The sequence below is a fragment of the Oribacterium sp. KHPX15 genome, from assembly GCF_900107835.1.
In the GTDB taxonomy this organism is placed as follows: Bacteria; Bacillota; Clostridia; order Lachnospirales; family Lachnospiraceae; genus Oribacterium.
Genome location: NZ_FNRG01000042.1, coordinates 1 through 15,628, shown reverse-complemented (window position 1 = coordinate 15,628; position 15,628 = coordinate 1). Strand labels below are relative to the sequence as shown.

Sequence of the window (15,628 nt, the reverse complement as noted above, 5' to 3'; positions counted from 1 at the left end):
GACACTAACTCCGAGTCAGAAGACAAGTCCGAGGATATTTCCGAAGACACAAATACTGCAGTGGGCTCTGAACCAGAGGAAGTTAAATCCAATGTAGATGATAAAGCTGAGCAGTTTGAGCTTTCTGACAAGACAGGTCACATTGAATCGATCAGATTCAGCAGACCGGAAAGAAAGACAGAGGCACCAACCGAACAGGAAACAGAAGCTGAAACTCAACCTGAGACTCAAGAGGAAACTCAAGAGGAAACCACTCAGGAGGAGACAGCGCCGGAAACAGTAGCTGAGACTCAGCCGGAGACCATACCTGAACCAGAAACTGTCGCTGAGACAGAAGATGTAAAGGAGGTTCCGACGATTAGTCACACAACACACGATGGAGGAATCACAACTTATGACAACAGTGAGATGGATTACATCAATAATCTGGAAACACCAGTTGTTGTAGTTGAAGAGGTAATCCCTGAGCCACAGGCTATCGAAGTACAGCAACCTGTAATAATCGCTACAGAGCATAGATCTACACCCAAAACAGGTGAATCAGACGATTTGTATATGTTACTTGCTTGTATCCTTGTCCTTATAGCATTGCTTATTAATGCTCCATCTTTCTATGTAAAGAAGGGTACAACTCTGTTACAGGAAGTCAAATCCAGTACAAGAATAAATAGTGTGAAGGCAACTAAGGTAAAGGTATACATGGTAAATGCTACTGTAAAAACAAATGAGACAAGGAGATCTCACAAAACACATAGGAGGGCACTTGCCTTTCTTGTTGTAGGTCAGCTCTGCTAACATAGAGGTTCTGGCCATAGTTATAAAAAAAGCACTTATCATTGCTTGAGTCCATCATAAAACGCACCCGATCCACTCTAAAGCTAAGGCAGGTAACTGTTGAGAAGCATTAACAGGTTGGGGTGTATGTCTTACCTTTTTGGGAAAGTATTATTTTTCCTTAGAGAGTACATAATGTTATTTTAAACGTTGCATCTTGTAACTGAGCGATCACGCACTAATAGCAGCACTATACTTCTTTCTGCTCCGACAAGTTCAATCGGACATTGGAAGAGAACCTTTGAAAGAAAGCGTAAGCGCTGGGTGCGGATGGTCCGTAGAAGCCTGTACAGAACGTTATGTACGGGCTTTTTATATTGCCAATATATTTTAGGCACAATATGTCATGATTATATTGACACAAAATTCAGTCAGTGCTATTCTAATGCCAGAGTATATATGACACAGAGAGGAGCGATAAATCATGAAAAAAATGACAATTGAAGATGCTTTAAAAAGAATCAAAGAGCTGGAAGAGGAGAATGCTAAGCTCAAAGAAGAACTTGAATACTACAAAAATAGAAAAATCGGCGGAAGAAAGAAACATGACGAACAGTGGATGCAGGGCTATAACGACTTCGTTGTTCAGTATGAAAGTGGAAAGACCATAATGGAGATTGTAGATACCGGTTTATGCAGCCGTAGGACAGCGTACAGGTATAAGACTTATTACGATGAGATCAATAAGTCTAAAAAGTAAAAATAATAATTTTCCCTAACAATATGAGAATCCATATTTTACCTCAAACGTACGAAGACCTTTATGAGACGGTATTTAGGTTTAGATTATGTATGTATATAACATATATAATGTTAAAATAATACATATACTCAACTTGACATAGTCTGATATAAATAATACAGTTAAGTATAGGTACAATTATTACATTTTTTAAAGTAAATTCCGACAAATTATTAACTTGTCGAGGTAAATTATGAACTTGTATTATGAACTGTTGCAATATCCGGTTTTTTCCATGAAAGAAGTTAATGCTCTATATTCCAGCGAACGGACAGCAAGAGTGGCATTGGAAAAACTTCTAAAGGAAAATATGGTATTAAAAATCCGAAATGGATTATATACGTGCGTGAGTGGGGAAAATGGCGGACCAGTGGCGAACAGGTATCAGGTTGCCAGTGCTATCACGCCCTCTTCATATGTATCCCATCATACAGCCTTTGAGTATTACGGATCTGTAGATCAGGTTTTCTATGAGGTTTATGTCGGCTCTGAGACTCGTTTTCATGATTTTGAGTTTGATGGGTACACATACCATTATGTCAAAGGTCAAATGAAGGACGGTATAGTTTCTCCTGAGTTTGGCGGCGGCGTGAGGGTTACAGATAAGGAGCGAACAATAATAGATTCCATAAAGGATATGAATCTCATCGCCGGACTGGAAGAGGTTCTTTCATGTGTAATATCCGTGGCCAATATTGATGAGGAGAAAATGTCAGATTATATGATTCAGTATGACAGTGCCTTTCTATATCAGAAAATCGGATTTATTTTTAGCGAATACCAATCGGAACTTGGAATAAGCGATGCTTTCATTAACCTATGCAAAGATAAGATAGGAAATTCAAAACGATATCTGACAAATGGTATTAGTTCACCTACTTATTCCTCTGAATGGAAACTGGTATATCCAAGAAATATTAAGAACATCAAGAACGGAGATATAGAAGATGCCGCAGTTTAACAGAAGAGAGCTTGACACCAGGGCGAGAGAATATGGTTTCAACAGAGACACATTTGAGAAGGTTCTTCGATTAAGAAAGATTCTTGAGTTTTTGAACACGCATGAATATATGCGTGAACACCTCCTGCTTAAAGGGGGGACTGCGATCAATCTTACCGTTTTCAATCTTCCACGTTTATCTGTTGATATAGATCTGGATTTTGTACCGAATCTAAATAGAGAAGATACTATAAGCGAAAGAGAGAAATTATCTACGCTTATAAAGGGGTATATGTCTGAGCAAGGATATTCTCTTTCCGATGCTTCAAGATTCAGTCATAGCCTGGATGCATTCCACTATAATTATGTGAATGCAGCCGGAAATAAGGATATGATCAAGATAGAGATCAACTATTCATTGAGAACTCACGTGCTTCCTGAAGAAGATAGAGCTATTGTGACAGCTGCTTTCGGAAATCCACTAAAGATAAGAACGGTTGCGGCCATGGAAATCTTTGCAGCAAAGACAAATGCCTTGATAAGCAGGGCTGCCGCCAGAGATTTATATGACTTCTGTACTATGGCTGACATGAAGTTATTCTCTGACGAAGAAGATCTGTTTAGAAAATGTATCATATTCTATGCGACGATTTCTGCAAAGGAAGTGAACAAAAACTTTGATACATCTGCCATAGATAGTCTTACCTTCTCAAAAATAAAATCTGATCTTTTCCCAGTTTTAGCAGTAAGAGATAAGTTTGATCTTGACGGTAAGAAGCAACAGGCTAAGGATTACATAAAACATCTCATGAACCCGACAGAATCAGAAATGGATTACATTAACTCCTTCATAGCGAAGGAATACAAGCCTGAACTGCTCTTTGATGACACCGAGATCGTTGAGCGTATACGTAAGCATCCGATGGCATTATGGAAGTGTAAATAAGAAATACGGTAGAAGAAAAAACAATAAAAAGTGACGTTTTTGTAGCACCGTGAGTAATTAATCCCCCTCCTCTAATGTACAGGTGGGGGATTAATTGCAATAAAAATTTAAATACGCATCAATTATATTTTTTCTATCAGCAGCCACACATAGAGTCAAAAGTCCTACCATAATTATGGTGATTACTAGAGAAAGGACTCTAAGCTTATGAGAAAAATATTAATCACAGCAATTATAGCAATGCTATTCGTAATGCCGTCACAGGCATACACCAGGGAAGACTTTGAAACAATTTATCAGAATGAGCCGGACCAAAACATAAAAGAAATGGGTATAAGGCAGCTTGAGCTAGAACTTGGCATAAATACAGGTACCGACAAAAGGACCGTGGGGCATTTCACAAGAAGTAATTTTGATTTTTGCACCATGACTTCTCTCGTCAACACTAAGAAGCAGACTGTTAGCGGAAGAACCGAAACAGATTTTACGATGTATCTCAGTAAAGATAATGTCTACGACTACGCATATTATAAAGAACGTGAAAAGGATCTGGATCTTCTGGTTGCACATATCGGCATAGTAAAAACCATGACTCAAGGGATGTCGGATACAGAAAAAGCAACCTTCATTCATGACTTTATTGCAGACCGGTTTCAGTATGACACTGAAGGTAGTATAAACAGTGCCATACAGGGTTTCAAAACAGGATACACCGAATGCACCGGATACACGGCAGCTTACTATATCTTGGGACTAAACTGCGGGTTGAAAGTCAGAGCCCAATCCGGAACTACACAAAACGGAGGACTCCATACCTTCAATATTGTCACAATAGACGGACAAGATCTGGCAGTAGATGTGACAAATGATGATGCGAAAAACAATAAAGAATATATGCTTATACCACTTCAGGAATACATTGCTATTTCAGGGATATCACCTCATAAGGATTCCCTGTCATGTATGGGTTAAGCCAAAATATCTTGAATACCTTTTATGGCCGGCAAAAAAGCCGGTCTTTTTTTACAAAAAATCCCGAAAAAATACTAAATAAGGAAAATCCCTTCCCATAATTACCTTAGACAGTACATGCTTGTATAGATTGCGAGGTTAATATGGCAAAGACACATGAAGATTTCGAAAATGCCAATAAATGGCAGAAACTAAATGATAACAAAAAAGATAATTATTCAAACAAAAAGGATTACGATGCAGAGTATCTCAATAACAAAAAGGCAGATTCTGTACTGCGTGCTGAAAGGATGACTGATAAGGAACTCCTTGATGCTTATGAGAAAAATGAGAAGGACTACGTAGCAAGCAAAGAAAAGCCGCCTGTTGTAGACCAGAAGAAACCGTCTCTCCCTATGGAAGCATTCAAAAAACTCATAAACTGGGTAATTGTAAAGCTTAATGAACTGTGTGAGATCGCAAAGGCAACGCTTCTCCGTGTGGCCATTGGAAAAGACGGGGTAAGCAAAGTTATTGATAATACAAGAAAAGATGAAGAAAAGGCAGAACGTCAGCAGAAACTTGAGCGTGAGATCTCTGAGCTTGATAAAAATGCCATAAGGGAAGAACTTAAGCGGAGAGGCCTTGGAAAAGATTCCCCCGAAAATGTAAACAATGGCAAAGGCCAGGAACCATCTAAACAAGAGTCTCCTAATCAGGAGCCTCCAAAACAGGAAAAAGAAGCAGAAGATGCACTTGGAAAAAGCGACAAGACAAGACTTGACCGGCTCTACCTCGGTTCCATGTCATGGAGTGATGAAAAGAGCAAAGAGGATTTTGCAAAATTCAAGGCGGAATATGAAGCATACATAAAGGACTATACAGGGCTTACTGTAAATATTTCAGGAAGGCAAGCAAACCAGGAATTGGCACCAACCAAACAAGGAGCCCTCTGTATAAAAATAATTGACGAAAAACTGGGTGACTGCTCATTTGAATACCGTGGTGACGGAAATATTGAGCATATAAGCAACGAAAAAACGGAAAAACTTGTTAATGAGCTTGAAAAACTCACATCCCATTACATAAATGACTATGATAAGGACAGCCAGAAATCAAGAACGGCATCAGGTATATATCCCGGAAAGAATTCTATCAGAGATTTGGTGGGGGATATAAAATTCCTGTTAAGCAAAGAGAACCCATCCAAAACAACTATTTTCTATGGGAGCACAATAAATGGGTGTCTAAAAGACGGTCACATAACATTCACGGTTAACGGAAAAGATATCAAGGAATTTGCCGGAAAAGAGGGAATTCTGTCAGAAGCAGAGCCCATATATAAAGCAATTAAAGCTGAAATCGACAAGGATATAAATAAATATCACGATAAAGGGTCTGAAAAGGAAGAGGATTCAAAGACTTTCAAGGATCTCGTTACAAATACAGTAAAAGAACTTGAAGCTGAAAAGAGTAGGAGCGCACTAGATCCCACAAAAACAGACGAACCTGTAAAGACTAACCCCGATGTTTCAACTGGCAAGGATGATAAAGAAAAAACCGACGTTGAACCTGATATTTCTCCTGAAACACCTAATGATGATTCTATCGGAAAGCAGGATCCTGATGTTGGTGATTCAGTAACCCCCGAACCTATAGATAACACTCCGGATAATACCCATGAGGCCGGAAACGAAAGCAGCAATTTCAGCGTAATCGCAAACTTCGGCGGAGAAGATATTTCTGCATTTACGCCACTGGAAGATTGCGGAGAGCAGGTATTCGGTGATGATGATTTGGAGCAGATGTTCAATTTTGAAAATGAATTAGATGAAAAAACAAAAACCATACCAGATGGAAAAGATGACATCGAAGAAGAAGATGTAGAAATCGGAGCATAAATACTAATAAGCAGACAATTTCTCCCATAATTAAATAAAAGAAAACTACGGAGGAAGAAGAATTGGAACGTGCATCACGAAGCAACATGCAATCCATACTGGATTATACTGATAAAGACGTAAGAGAGCTCCATGAGCAGGCCCTCGAAAATCTCAGAGAAATAGGTCTTGTTAACCCTGTAGATGCCTTTAAGGCTCTTTCTGCAAAGGACTCAAAGGGGAGAAATACAACATTACTGGAGATACGAGAGATTTATGTTTCACCAAATGTTGGCACAGAGGACAGAGAGTTATCGAGAATCATAACCCTTTATCCGGAGATAACAATAGAAGGCGGCGGCCAGTACTCACAGCTGGTGCTCACCTTTGAAAATAACAGATTCCCAGACATGAACAGAATCTGGCAGATTTTAGAGAGTTACGGAAAGGAAAGTGCAGAATACAGGGAAAATATCGATGATTACCCTATGCTGCAGCTCACAATACTTCCATTAACTCTTGATGGACGATATGGTTTTGTAATGTCATCCCCTATAATGTGGTTCCTTACACCTGCGGATCCCGCAGAGGAACAGCCGAGACAGATACGTATGCTCATCGAGCCGGGCGGACTTCAGTTCGTACAGGATGAATCATACAGTGTAGAGAAAATCCTTGAAGAGTCAAGAAAGATGATGGCATCCTACAAGATGGATCTACAGAGACAGCTTGATAAAGAAGAAGCCGAAAAGGAAATGCAGAGAGAAATGGAAGCCGAGCATAAACGGTTCCTTGAATCTAACGTCACAAATCATACCTTTGGCTATGATGAAAATACAGCAAGGACAGCGGAAAACAGACGGCAGGCTTGGAATGATATGCAAAAAGATGGAAAATTTAAGGTTGGAAATAAACGAGATTGAAGCAGAATGCAGATTATATTAAATATCCCCTCTCATAATTAAATAGTAAGGTTGGTACGAGTCATCTGGAGCAAGACAGATGACTCATTTTTTTGGCTTTAAATGCCAGGAGGAGAGTCGTTATGGCTTATTTTCAGCTTGTTGCTTTTTTGTTACCTTTTATTTTTGCCGGAGCGGATTTTCTAGTACTTGTATATATGTTGCCAGGACTTGTTGATGAGTTCTGCGACACATTCGGAAGGCCACAACCTCCGCGAAATAGGGTAACAGATAGAGGCATAGGTGTGACAAAAGATACCAAGCTTGTCGCTTAAGCAGCTGTCTCAAGAAGCTGTCAGATCAATTTGGTCTGGCAGCCTTTTTTCAAAAAAAATTCTATAAATAAAAGAAAAAACAAGCATAACATCGATAATAATGCTATTGTTTAACTGCTATATGAAAAATGTGCTTCCATAATTAACTTGAAAATAAAATAAGTCATTTGGTGGTTCGTCCACCGGAAAGAGAGGACAGAATGAATAAGGTTTTATTGATGGGAAGATTAACCAAAGATCCCGATGTAAGGTACTCACAGGGTGAAAACTCTATGGCAATTGCAAGGTATACATTAGCTGTAGATCGCAGAATGAGAAGAACCGAAGGCGGTGCCCAGGACCAGCAAACAGCTGACTTTATCGGCTGCGTTGCGTTCGGTAAGTCTGCAGAGTTTGCTGAAAAGTACTTACACCAAGGAACAAAAATTGCCATTGAGGGTAGGATTCAAACCGGATCCTATACCAACAAAGATGGCCAAAAAGTTTACACTACAGACATTGTAGTGGAAAACCAGGAATTTGCCGAGAGTAAGGCTTCAGCCGGAAATGTTGGGTCTTCAGCCCAAAGTTACTCACAGAACACATCATCAAATGATGGTTTTATGAGTATACCGGATGGGGTAGAAGACGATGGTCTTCCGTTTAATTAAATCAAGTTTGTGTTCAAATAAAGCTGACCGAGAGGTCGGCTTTATTTTTATACGTATAATAATTGAGGATATCTGCAATCATTTCGTGTATGTGTCCGAGAAAGCAGAACAGTCTTCTAAAGAAATAATCTCAAAAAAACGTATTACGCTCTTGAGGCATGTATATGCCTATATGATTCCAATAATCCACAACATCCGTAAACCCATTCTTTAAAGCATCCATATCATTATATACAAGGCCGCATTTAGAGCAGTATATCCTTACAATGGGACCGGAGTTTTGGTATACGATATCATCACAGTCGGCCAGACAACATGGACAATTAGCCTTTATTTTCTTTACTCCTGTTGTTTCATTCATTAAAAAACTCCTGATATACAGTATCAATCATAGAAACTCATAAGTCTATTCTTTTCTAATAATTTCTAATTTACCATCCGACTTAAGATTATCCTTCATTCCTTCTGTTACATAGATATTTTTGTTTTCATCTACAAGAACCATTTCGAAATTCTCATTACTTTCTTTCCAGAACTCCACAGCTTTATCGTAACCCATCACAACAACTGCTGAACCAAACGCATCGGCTAAAGCTGCATCATCTGAAATAACGGTTGACGCTACGATTCCCGAGTCTGCAATCTGTCCGGTCTTCGGTTCAATGACTCTGCTGTTTCCATTAGACAAAGAATACGTGCCTTTTGAAGCAACGGTAATAGATGCTCCGTTAAATGTATCCATAAGCTTTTCATCCACAGAAATAACTGCTATATAACTGCCCGGTTCACCGTTTGGATCCTGTATTCCAATTTTCCAGGGCTTACCATTTGACTTTGTTCCAATCATTGTGGCATTTCCGCCAAGAGATATTAATGCTCCTGATAATTCTTCCTTTGATCTGTCAGAAAGCTCATCAGTGATTTTATTTGCCGTATATCCTTTATAAATATCCCGGACGTTTAGCGAATCAACACCGTTTTCATCCTGTATTTTCAAATTAAAGTAATTGTTAGTTTCAGATGAATACTTATTCGCTATATCCACCAAGTCCTTTAGAACCCCTGAATACTCTTTGTCCGGAATTCTAAGATGATCATGATCATCCTCTGTCCCCACAGTATTTAATGTATAACTCATTATGCCAATCAGGTCTGCTGTATCCTTTAAAGCATTTTCTGCATCGGATCCATAAAAGCTTAAACTTATAACTGTATAAAGAGAATTAAAACCAGCAGTTGCCGTTCCATCCTGCACGGTGATTTCTATTGATTCAGATAAGGGCGAAACATTCGCAGATTCCGTCTCAGTTTCTTCAGTTTTTTCCACCGTTTCCTTTATTTCCTTAGTTTCTTCTGTTTCCGGTATTTCGGTTGTTTGCTCCTCAGTAATAGCTGCTTCAGTTGCTTTGCTCTCCGTAGCCTGAGAAGAAACCTTACTGCATGATGTTGAAAATATAAGAAGCAAAACACTTAACGCGAAAGATAACTTTTTCATAATTATTGTCCTCTTCAAAAAAACGCTTATTAGTATTAATCGTCAAAATTCAATCTTTATATAAAAGACGGCAACATAAGTATTATAATGTTAGATGACGATAAGAAAATTCATCACATGATCAGTTTGTTGTTCGCGACAACGGATGCGTTAATTATAGGAGCAAACGAATGGCAGCAATTATTATAAATTTTGGCACACCAGAACCATTTAGATTTAAAGAGCCTTCTTTGAATGAAAATTTTGAGGCAAGACTAAGAGGAAAAGCATATGTCTCGGAATATGACACCTCGCTTTATAAAACTGAGGATGATCTTACTAAGGCTATAAGGTCTAATATCGGGCATATCACAGAGGAGAGTCTCGCCTCATGGCCTAGTAATGATATCATTTCATCCAAAAAGGAAGATCTTCTTAATTCATTTTTTAAAGCTGCATATGAAAAGATGGGCATAAAGGCAGAATTTGCAGTTGAAAGCTTTGTACTGACAGAGGAATCGAATAAAAGATACCAAAACAAAAAAGGAAATGCATTGTTTGGAATGTTTCCCGGAATGAATCCAGCAAACCAGCCTAAATTATCGGATCTACAGCCTGAGGAACATGGCCCGGTAGTTGAGATTTGTTCAGATTATTCAAGTCATGGTATGTCCATGGGTAGCGATACATCCGGTAGGGAGGTTGTCAGATGGCAGGAGGATGGAACAGTACTTATAGAGATATCTGACCGAAGATACGGTAAGGAAACCTATGAGAAGCATCTTGCCGGAAGTGAGGCTTCAGAAAAACTACGGAAGTATGTAAAAGAAAGCCACGTAGCAGAAATGGCTCAGGTTAAACCGATACCAAATCCCTTCCAGATGACTGATTATTCTTCCAGTTCCCATATCACATTCACGTTTTTAGACGGTGGTGTCATGGTGAACAGGAGACTTGATTGCGGATCCTGTTGGAATCAACAACAAAAAACCATAGGAAAGATACGTGATCTAATAAAGGAATGTATCGATACCGGAAAATGCCTTGATAAAACAAAAATAGGAAATGACACGAATACTACGATGTCCGGTATTATGGGCACCACGAATCAGGGGATGAAGATAAAAACACCCGGAGCATGGAGGTGCAGCTGTAATCAAGAAAACACAGGGAAGTTCTGTGTGAACTGCGGCAGTCCAAAACCGTCCGGAAAGTGGAAGTGTCCTAATTGCAATACTGAAAATGAAGGAAGGTTCTGCGCCGGGTGCGGTGCGGCGAGACCGTAATAATATAAAACACACAGCCCGAAATACCTTGATTTTAAGGTTGTATTCCGGGCTGTTTTTTAAATAACTTCGTCCTTAAAAAAGGCTAATAATCCCTTTTCATCTTCATGTTCCATAAACTCATTGAATTTAACCACTGGTAACGGAGGCATCAGTACTTCCCCTTGGAAGAAATCTACTCCCATGCCGGCTAATTTAACCATGTAGGAATCATCCTCAAGAAAATTAGCCGTGATATAGGTGTCATTCTCCTGCCCATAATCTATGAGCATGTTCACGATATACTTATTCGCTTTCAGTCCCTTTAAAGACAGCTCTTTTGTTATCTTCTGACCGATTGTTATGGAATTAAAGAAACCTTCTCTTAGATAATTAAACGCTATCGCACCGGCATCAAAGCCATCAACACCCACGATATATCCGCTATTTTTAAGGTTAAGCATACATTCCATATTCTCGGGTGTAGCTTTAACAGGTATATTATCATTCTGGGTGATCGTTATCCAAAGCCTGTTCCTGTCTATACCGGCCACACTCATTCTGTCGTTTATATACTCGCAAAGAGCAGGAGTTATGCTGCTTATCGACAAGTTAATATCGAGTTTAACCTGCCCATGACCATTCTCTTTTAGGTACATAAGCTCAGCAACTGCATTATCGATAATGATGTGGTCGATATCTTTAAGCATCCCTATCCGGTATGCAAGATAAATGATCAAAGGTGGGTAAATAGTATCCTTTTCATTTGATACTTTGCTAAGTGGATTCCATCGTATCAGCACCTCTGCCCCGACAAACTTTGAATCCCTATTCATCTGAGGCTGATACTCAAAAAATATATCACCAAATCGTTTTGGTACATTCCTCTTTAGGACACGACGAAAGATATCGCTTAATGTGTCCATTGTCCTTAAAAGAGATGCAGATAGCAGATTTTCATCAGATACCCTCTCTTCAGCTTCACATTTCTTATAAGCCTTCTCCAGATTATTAATCTCCTTGGCAAAGACATACAGATCATATTCATCCATCAGTTTAACAAATGGCATTAGAATGATAGTATCTATAAATGCTGCGAAGATTGCTACCCATGACATAGCGACTGAGTGAGTCATAACAAAGGCATATATGGGGAAAGGAGAAATTGCGAGCGGTGTCATCGTTGCAATAGGTACGATGCCTAATTTATGAGCAATAATAAATATTTCAAGGTTCAGTATTGGAAGAAGTATCATCGGAAACACAAATATCGGATTAAATATAACAGGGATTCCATAAAGAATTACTTCCGGGAAATTAGATATAATAAACGGCACTGATATTTTTGCAACCCATCGTCTTCTGTAGGAATTGGAAACCAATATTACCGCAAAAAACAGCGGAATAGCCAGACCATACCCACCCATACCCCTGCAGAGCTGCAGCAATGGTTCCGTTATGAATTCATTTTCATGTAAATAAAAGAATCGTTTATTTACATAGGTTGTCAAATACCTCACATCCAGACCTATGAATGTAAATAAAGCATTTTCCAAAAAATAAATCACCGCCATTACATGTCTTCCAAACGGTAAAAAATCATATCCTGAAGAGCATATATTCTGGATTATCTGAGAAGGCGATGCATGAAATAGCGATACCATTAATCTATTCCATACTGCGGCAGAGAAACCTGCAATAATAGAAGGCGGTCCATACTCAATTACACCGTTCCAGAGGGGATCTATATTAATGACTTTCTTGGAAGACCAGTATCCTGAAATATGTTCTAAAACAAAAACAAATGCCTTTGTTACATAAAGACCTACCAGCATTGCTATCAGTTTATTGCTGTATCCCAGTAATGAAACATCATTAATAATCTCAGAGCTTAAAAATGTGCCGTAAGCTACCAATGCCACAGGACAAACTACCCACTGGGCTGTCGATAACCTTGGCTTTAGCTCAACCATATAATAATGTGAAATAGCAGCACAGAAGATCACACCCTGCAGAAGGCGAGATCCACTCTTTATGTCACTTAGCAGGCTTAAGATCTCATTTCTTCGTAAACTGTGAAAATGATTCAGCCATGCCTGATATGCCGGATTTGGCGTTTCAAGTATGATTCCGGTCAAAGTAGATACTATAAGTATTGGCATTATGCAGATAAAGGCTCGCTTTACTGCTATGACACATGACATATCATTAACCTTATCGCAGAATTTAAATAACCGTTTTTTTAAGTTGCTTTGAATTTCGGCTTTTTCCATAATGTTCCCTCATTAATAAAAATACCTAAAAGCATTAATAGTTCCTAAAAATCAGCTTTGGAAAAAGATTAGCCGCACAAAAAATAGTTAGACTGAAAATTGGTCATTAATGTCCGATATACCTCAAAATACGAATGAGCGTCTCAAAAAAATACTTATTTTTTAGCTCTAAATAGTCTGATTTAATTATTCGTGATATCGTTTTTAAGAAGAAAAATCTTCTCCATAATATTCTTCTTCTGGATGTTCACATCATTACCATGTCCACCTCCTTTGATATGGCAATTATCTCAAACACCCCTAACAAAAAAATGTACACCGTACCGGTTCAAGTTACTATTCAGTTACTGTTCACTGCCCAGCCAAATAGCCTATCTCGTAACCATATTTTCTATTCAATAATCTTCAAAAAAGTCAGTAAAATAGCGGGTTTTCGCTATTTTTTTATTGCACTTTATATGGTTATGTGATATAATAAACGCATAACCATATAGGAGGTATTTTAAATGGCTATCATTAAACAGTTCGACAAAAGAACAGGCATCACTTATGTTTATGACTCCAAATCCTACTACGATAAGGAGAAGAAATGTTCCCGTGCCAAGCGAACATTGATAGGTAAACTCGATCCAAATACCGGCGAAATCATTCCTACCGATGGTAGAAATAAAGGTGCAAAATCACAACCAAAATCTTCTTCTCCTGAAATAGATAAGGATAAACGTATTCAGGAACTGGAAGACGAAAATCGTCAGCTTAAACTTCAGATTAATGCACTTAAGAAAGAACTCGACCGTATCAATGCTTAACCCTTATCAGGAGGAACAGTATGACTCTTCAGGAAGCTCATGCACTACAACGCCGTGAACTCATTTCTCTTCGCGCTGAAAACAAGAGACTCCAGAAGCAGGCATCTGTTCTTTTTCCTAATGAAGAAAAAGAAGCTCTTGAGAAACGGATCCGTCATCTTGAAAATACGATAAAGACTTTGGAATTAAAGCATTCCGAATCCCGTAAACTTCATATTAGTAGAATCAATTCACTTGTATCCACAAACAGAAGACTTTTGGATGAAGTTGAATCACTCCAATCACGAGTTTCTTCTCTTATCATTGAGAATGAATACAATCTCAAAAGAGCTGAAATAGCTGAAAAAGAAGTTGCGCTTCTCAACGGTACAAACAAAAGACTCGAAAAGAAACTCAATACCAACTTCGAGAATTCCTCTCTTCCTTCATCTGCTCTTCCTTTTAGAAAAAGAGTTCCCAATAGCAGAAAACCAACCGGCAAAAAACCCGGTGGACAACCAGGCCATAAAGCACACGAAGCTGATAGACTTACACCCACAAAGGAACCTGTGTATATACCTGTCCCGGACAGTATCTCCAATAATCCTGATTGTTACCCAACCGGTAAGCAGATAGTCAAACAATTAGTAGATATACAAGTGATTGTAAACGTCACTGATTTCATTGCAGATGAATACAGAAACCGTATGACCGGAAGCCGTATCCACGCACCTTTCCCTGCCGGATTGACAAACAAAGTCAACTATGGTCCTTCTGTCAAAGCTTTTGCATTCCTTCTTAACAATTACTACAACGTTTCCATTCAAAAAACAAAGCAATGCATATCTGATATGACGAAAGGTGTTGTGGATTTATCTGCCGGAACGATCAGCAACCTCTCTTCTGAATTCTCTACCTCAACAGAACCTGAACGAGCAAAGATTTTTTCCTTGCTCATTCATTCCAATGTTTTATATTCTGACGCTACTGTCAGTAACGTAAACGGGACCAGAAAAGCTGTCATTCTATGTACTGACAAAAAGCATGTACTTTATCAGCATTTAGAACATAAAGGACATGATGGTCTTACCAAAACACCTGTAGAAAACTACAAAGGTACCCTCGTACATGATCACGATAAATCTTATTATTCCTATGGTTCAAATCATCAGGAATGCATTGCTCATGTGCTTCGGTATCTTATTGGTGCACAGGAGAATGAGCCTCACCTCAAATGGCACAAGCACATGCATGCTCTGTTGCAAAAAATGATTCACATACAAAAGAAAAACAAAAACGGTATTCCGAAAGAAAAAGTAAATGCACTTATTCAACGGTATGAATCGATACTTTTATTAGCGGAAGAAGAATACACTGAGCATCCTCCTGGGAAAGAATATATGGATGGATACAATCTCCAAAAGAGGTTACGCGCTTACCAGGACAGCCATCTATATTTTCTTTCACATCCTGAAGTTGATCCCACGAACAACATAAGTGAGCGTGAATTGCGAAAATTTAAGCGGAAACAAAAACAAGCTGTTGTACTCCGGAGCAATACCGGAGGACAACATATTTGTGATGCACTTACCATTATTGAGACAGCCAGAACTCAAAATAAGAACGTATACGATACCGTTGAAAATGC

General features: G+C 38.8%; 15 protein-coding genes. 12 read left to right on the top strand and 3 right to left on the bottom strand.

All coding sequences use genetic code 11. From position 1 onward, the window contains the following. The 9 genes from BLV86_RS15840 to BLV86_RS15800 form a co-directional block, all read left to right on the top strand. Window positions 1-795: hypothetical protein (locus BLV86_RS15840; protein WP_207647482.1), on the top strand; the 795-nt coding region annotated here is incomplete at its 5' end. Between the two features lie 463 nt (window positions 796-1,258). Beyond that, window positions 1,259-1,534 (top strand): hypothetical protein, encoded by a 276-nt coding sequence (locus tag BLV86_RS15835; RefSeq protein WP_330386250.1) that lies wholly within the window; start codon window positions 1,259-1,261, stop codon window positions 1,532-1,534. A gap of 235 nt (window positions 1,535-1,769) precedes the next feature. Then, window positions 1,770-2,537 (top strand): type IV toxin-antitoxin system AbiEi family antitoxin domain-containing protein, encoded by a 768-nt coding sequence (locus BLV86_RS15830; RefSeq protein ID WP_031555729.1) that lies wholly within the window; start codon window positions 1,770-1,772, stop codon window positions 2,535-2,537. Further along, entirely contained in the window at window positions 2,524-3,462 is a 939-nt protein-coding gene (locus BLV86_RS15825; protein ID WP_090819461.1) for a nucleotidyl transferase AbiEii/AbiGii toxin family protein, read from the top strand. Before BLV86_RS15830 ends, BLV86_RS15825 begins: the two co-directional genes overlap by 14 nt. A 207-nt stretch (window positions 3,463-3,669) precedes the next feature. Next, window positions 3,670-4,434 carry a transglutaminase domain-containing protein gene (locus BLV86_RS15820; protein WP_090819459.1) on the top strand — a complete coding sequence of 255 codons (765 nt, stop codon included), beginning with the start codon at window positions 3,670-3,672 and terminating at the stop codon, window positions 4,432-4,434. 143 nt (window positions 4,435-4,577) lie between these two features. Continuing rightward, on the top strand, window positions 4,578-6,314 hold the full coding sequence (locus tag BLV86_RS15815) for a hypothetical protein (protein WP_090819457.1): 1,737 nt from the start codon (window positions 4,578-4,580) through the stop codon (window positions 6,312-6,314). A 62-nt stretch (window positions 6,315-6,376) separates the two neighbouring features. Then, window positions 6,377-7,216, top strand: coding sequence for a hypothetical protein (locus BLV86_RS15810; RefSeq protein WP_139297948.1), 840 nt, complete (start codon window positions 6,377-6,379; stop codon window positions 7,214-7,216). Between the two features lie 122 nt (window positions 7,217-7,338). Further along, window positions 7,339-7,530 (top strand): hypothetical protein, encoded by a 192-nt coding sequence (locus tag BLV86_RS15805; RefSeq protein ID WP_090819453.1) that lies wholly within the window; start codon window positions 7,339-7,341, stop codon window positions 7,528-7,530. Window positions 7,531-7,730: 200 nt separating this feature from the next. After that, entirely contained in the window at window positions 7,731-8,180 is a 450-nt protein-coding gene (locus BLV86_RS15800; protein ID WP_090819451.1) for a single-stranded DNA-binding protein, read from the top strand. Between the two features lie 130 nt (window positions 8,181-8,310). On the opposite strand, the gene BLV86_RS15795 is transcribed toward BLV86_RS15800, so the two are convergent. Then, window positions 8,311-8,541 (bottom strand): hypothetical protein, encoded by a 231-nt coding sequence (locus tag BLV86_RS15795; protein ID WP_090819449.1) that lies wholly within the window; start codon window positions 8,539-8,541, stop codon window positions 8,311-8,313. Between the two features lie 45 nt (window positions 8,542-8,586). Then, window positions 8,587-9,675, bottom strand: a complete 1,089-nt coding sequence (locus BLV86_RS15790) for an FAD:protein FMN transferase (RefSeq protein ID WP_090819446.1) — start codon at window positions 9,673-9,675, stop codon at window positions 8,587-8,589. Between the two features lie 170 nt (window positions 9,676-9,845). Between BLV86_RS15790 and BLV86_RS15785 the strand changes: the two genes are divergently transcribed. Continuing rightward, window positions 9,846-10,940, top strand: a complete 1,095-nt coding sequence (locus BLV86_RS15785) for a zinc ribbon domain-containing protein (protein WP_090819444.1) — start codon at window positions 9,846-9,848, stop codon at window positions 10,938-10,940. A 59-nt stretch (window positions 10,941-10,999) separates the two neighbouring features. On the opposite strand, the gene BLV86_RS15780 is transcribed toward BLV86_RS15785, so the two are convergent. Then, window positions 11,000-13,192 carry an EAL domain-containing protein gene (locus tag BLV86_RS15780; RefSeq protein WP_090819442.1) on the bottom strand — a complete coding sequence of 731 codons (2,193 nt, stop codon included), beginning with the start codon at window positions 13,190-13,192 and terminating at the stop codon, window positions 11,000-11,002. Window positions 13,193-13,698: 506 nt separating this feature from the next. On the opposite strand from BLV86_RS15780, the gene BLV86_RS15775 reads away from it, so the two are divergent. After that, window positions 13,699-14,001: a hypothetical protein gene (locus tag BLV86_RS15775; RefSeq protein WP_090819440.1), complete on the top strand. Its 303-nt coding sequence runs from the start codon at window positions 13,699-13,701 to the stop codon at window positions 13,999-14,001. Window positions 14,002-14,258: 257 nt separating this feature from the next. After that, a partial coding sequence (tnpC, locus tag BLV86_RS15770; RefSeq protein WP_207647481.1) for an IS66 family transposase occupies window positions 14,259-15,628 on the top strand: 1,370 nt, incomplete at its 3' end.

What these genes read in the sequence shown, in the direction of transcription:
- BLV86_RS15775 (WP_090819440.1), top strand. Translation starts at nt 13,699, where the DNA reads ATGGCTATCATTAAACAGTTCGACAAAAGAACAGGCATCACTTATGTT.
- BLV86_RS15830 (WP_031555729.1), top strand. Translation starts at nt 1,770, where the DNA reads ATGAACTTGTATTATGAACTGTTGCAATATCCGGTTTTTTCCATGAAA.
- BLV86_RS15800 (WP_090819451.1), top strand. Translation starts at nt 7,731, where the DNA reads ATGAATAAGGTTTTATTGATGGGAAGATTAACCAAAGATCCCGATGTA.
- BLV86_RS15785 (WP_090819444.1), top strand. Translation starts at nt 9,846, where the DNA reads ATGGCAGCAATTATTATAAATTTTGGCACACCAGAACCATTTAGATTT.
- BLV86_RS15835 (WP_330386250.1), top strand. Translation starts at nt 1,259, where the DNA reads ATGAAAAAAATGACAATTGAAGATGCTTTAAAAAGAATCAAAGAGCTG.
- BLV86_RS15820 (WP_090819459.1), top strand. Translation starts at nt 3,670, where the DNA reads ATGAGAAAAATATTAATCACAGCAATTATAGCAATGCTATTCGTAATG.
- BLV86_RS15825 (WP_090819461.1), top strand. Translation starts at nt 2,524, where the DNA reads ATGCCGCAGTTTAACAGAAGAGAGCTTGACACCAGGGCGAGAGAATAT.
- BLV86_RS15805 (WP_090819453.1), top strand. Translation starts at nt 7,339, where the DNA reads ATGGCTTATTTTCAGCTTGTTGCTTTTTTGTTACCTTTTATTTTTGCC.
- BLV86_RS15815 (WP_090819457.1), top strand. Translation starts at nt 4,578, where the DNA reads ATGGCAAAGACACATGAAGATTTCGAAAATGCCAATAAATGGCAGAAA.
- BLV86_RS15790 (WP_090819446.1), bottom strand. Translation starts at nt 9,675, where the DNA reads ATGAAAAAGTTATCTTTCGCGTTAAGTGTTTTGCTTCTTATATTTTCA.
- BLV86_RS15795 (WP_090819449.1), bottom strand. Translation starts at nt 8,541, where the DNA reads ATGAATGAAACAACAGGAGTAAAGAAAATAAAGGCTAATTGTCCATGT.
- BLV86_RS15780 (WP_090819442.1), bottom strand. Translation starts at nt 13,192, where the DNA reads ATGGAAAAAGCCGAAATTCAAAGCAACTTAAAAAAACGGTTATTTAAA.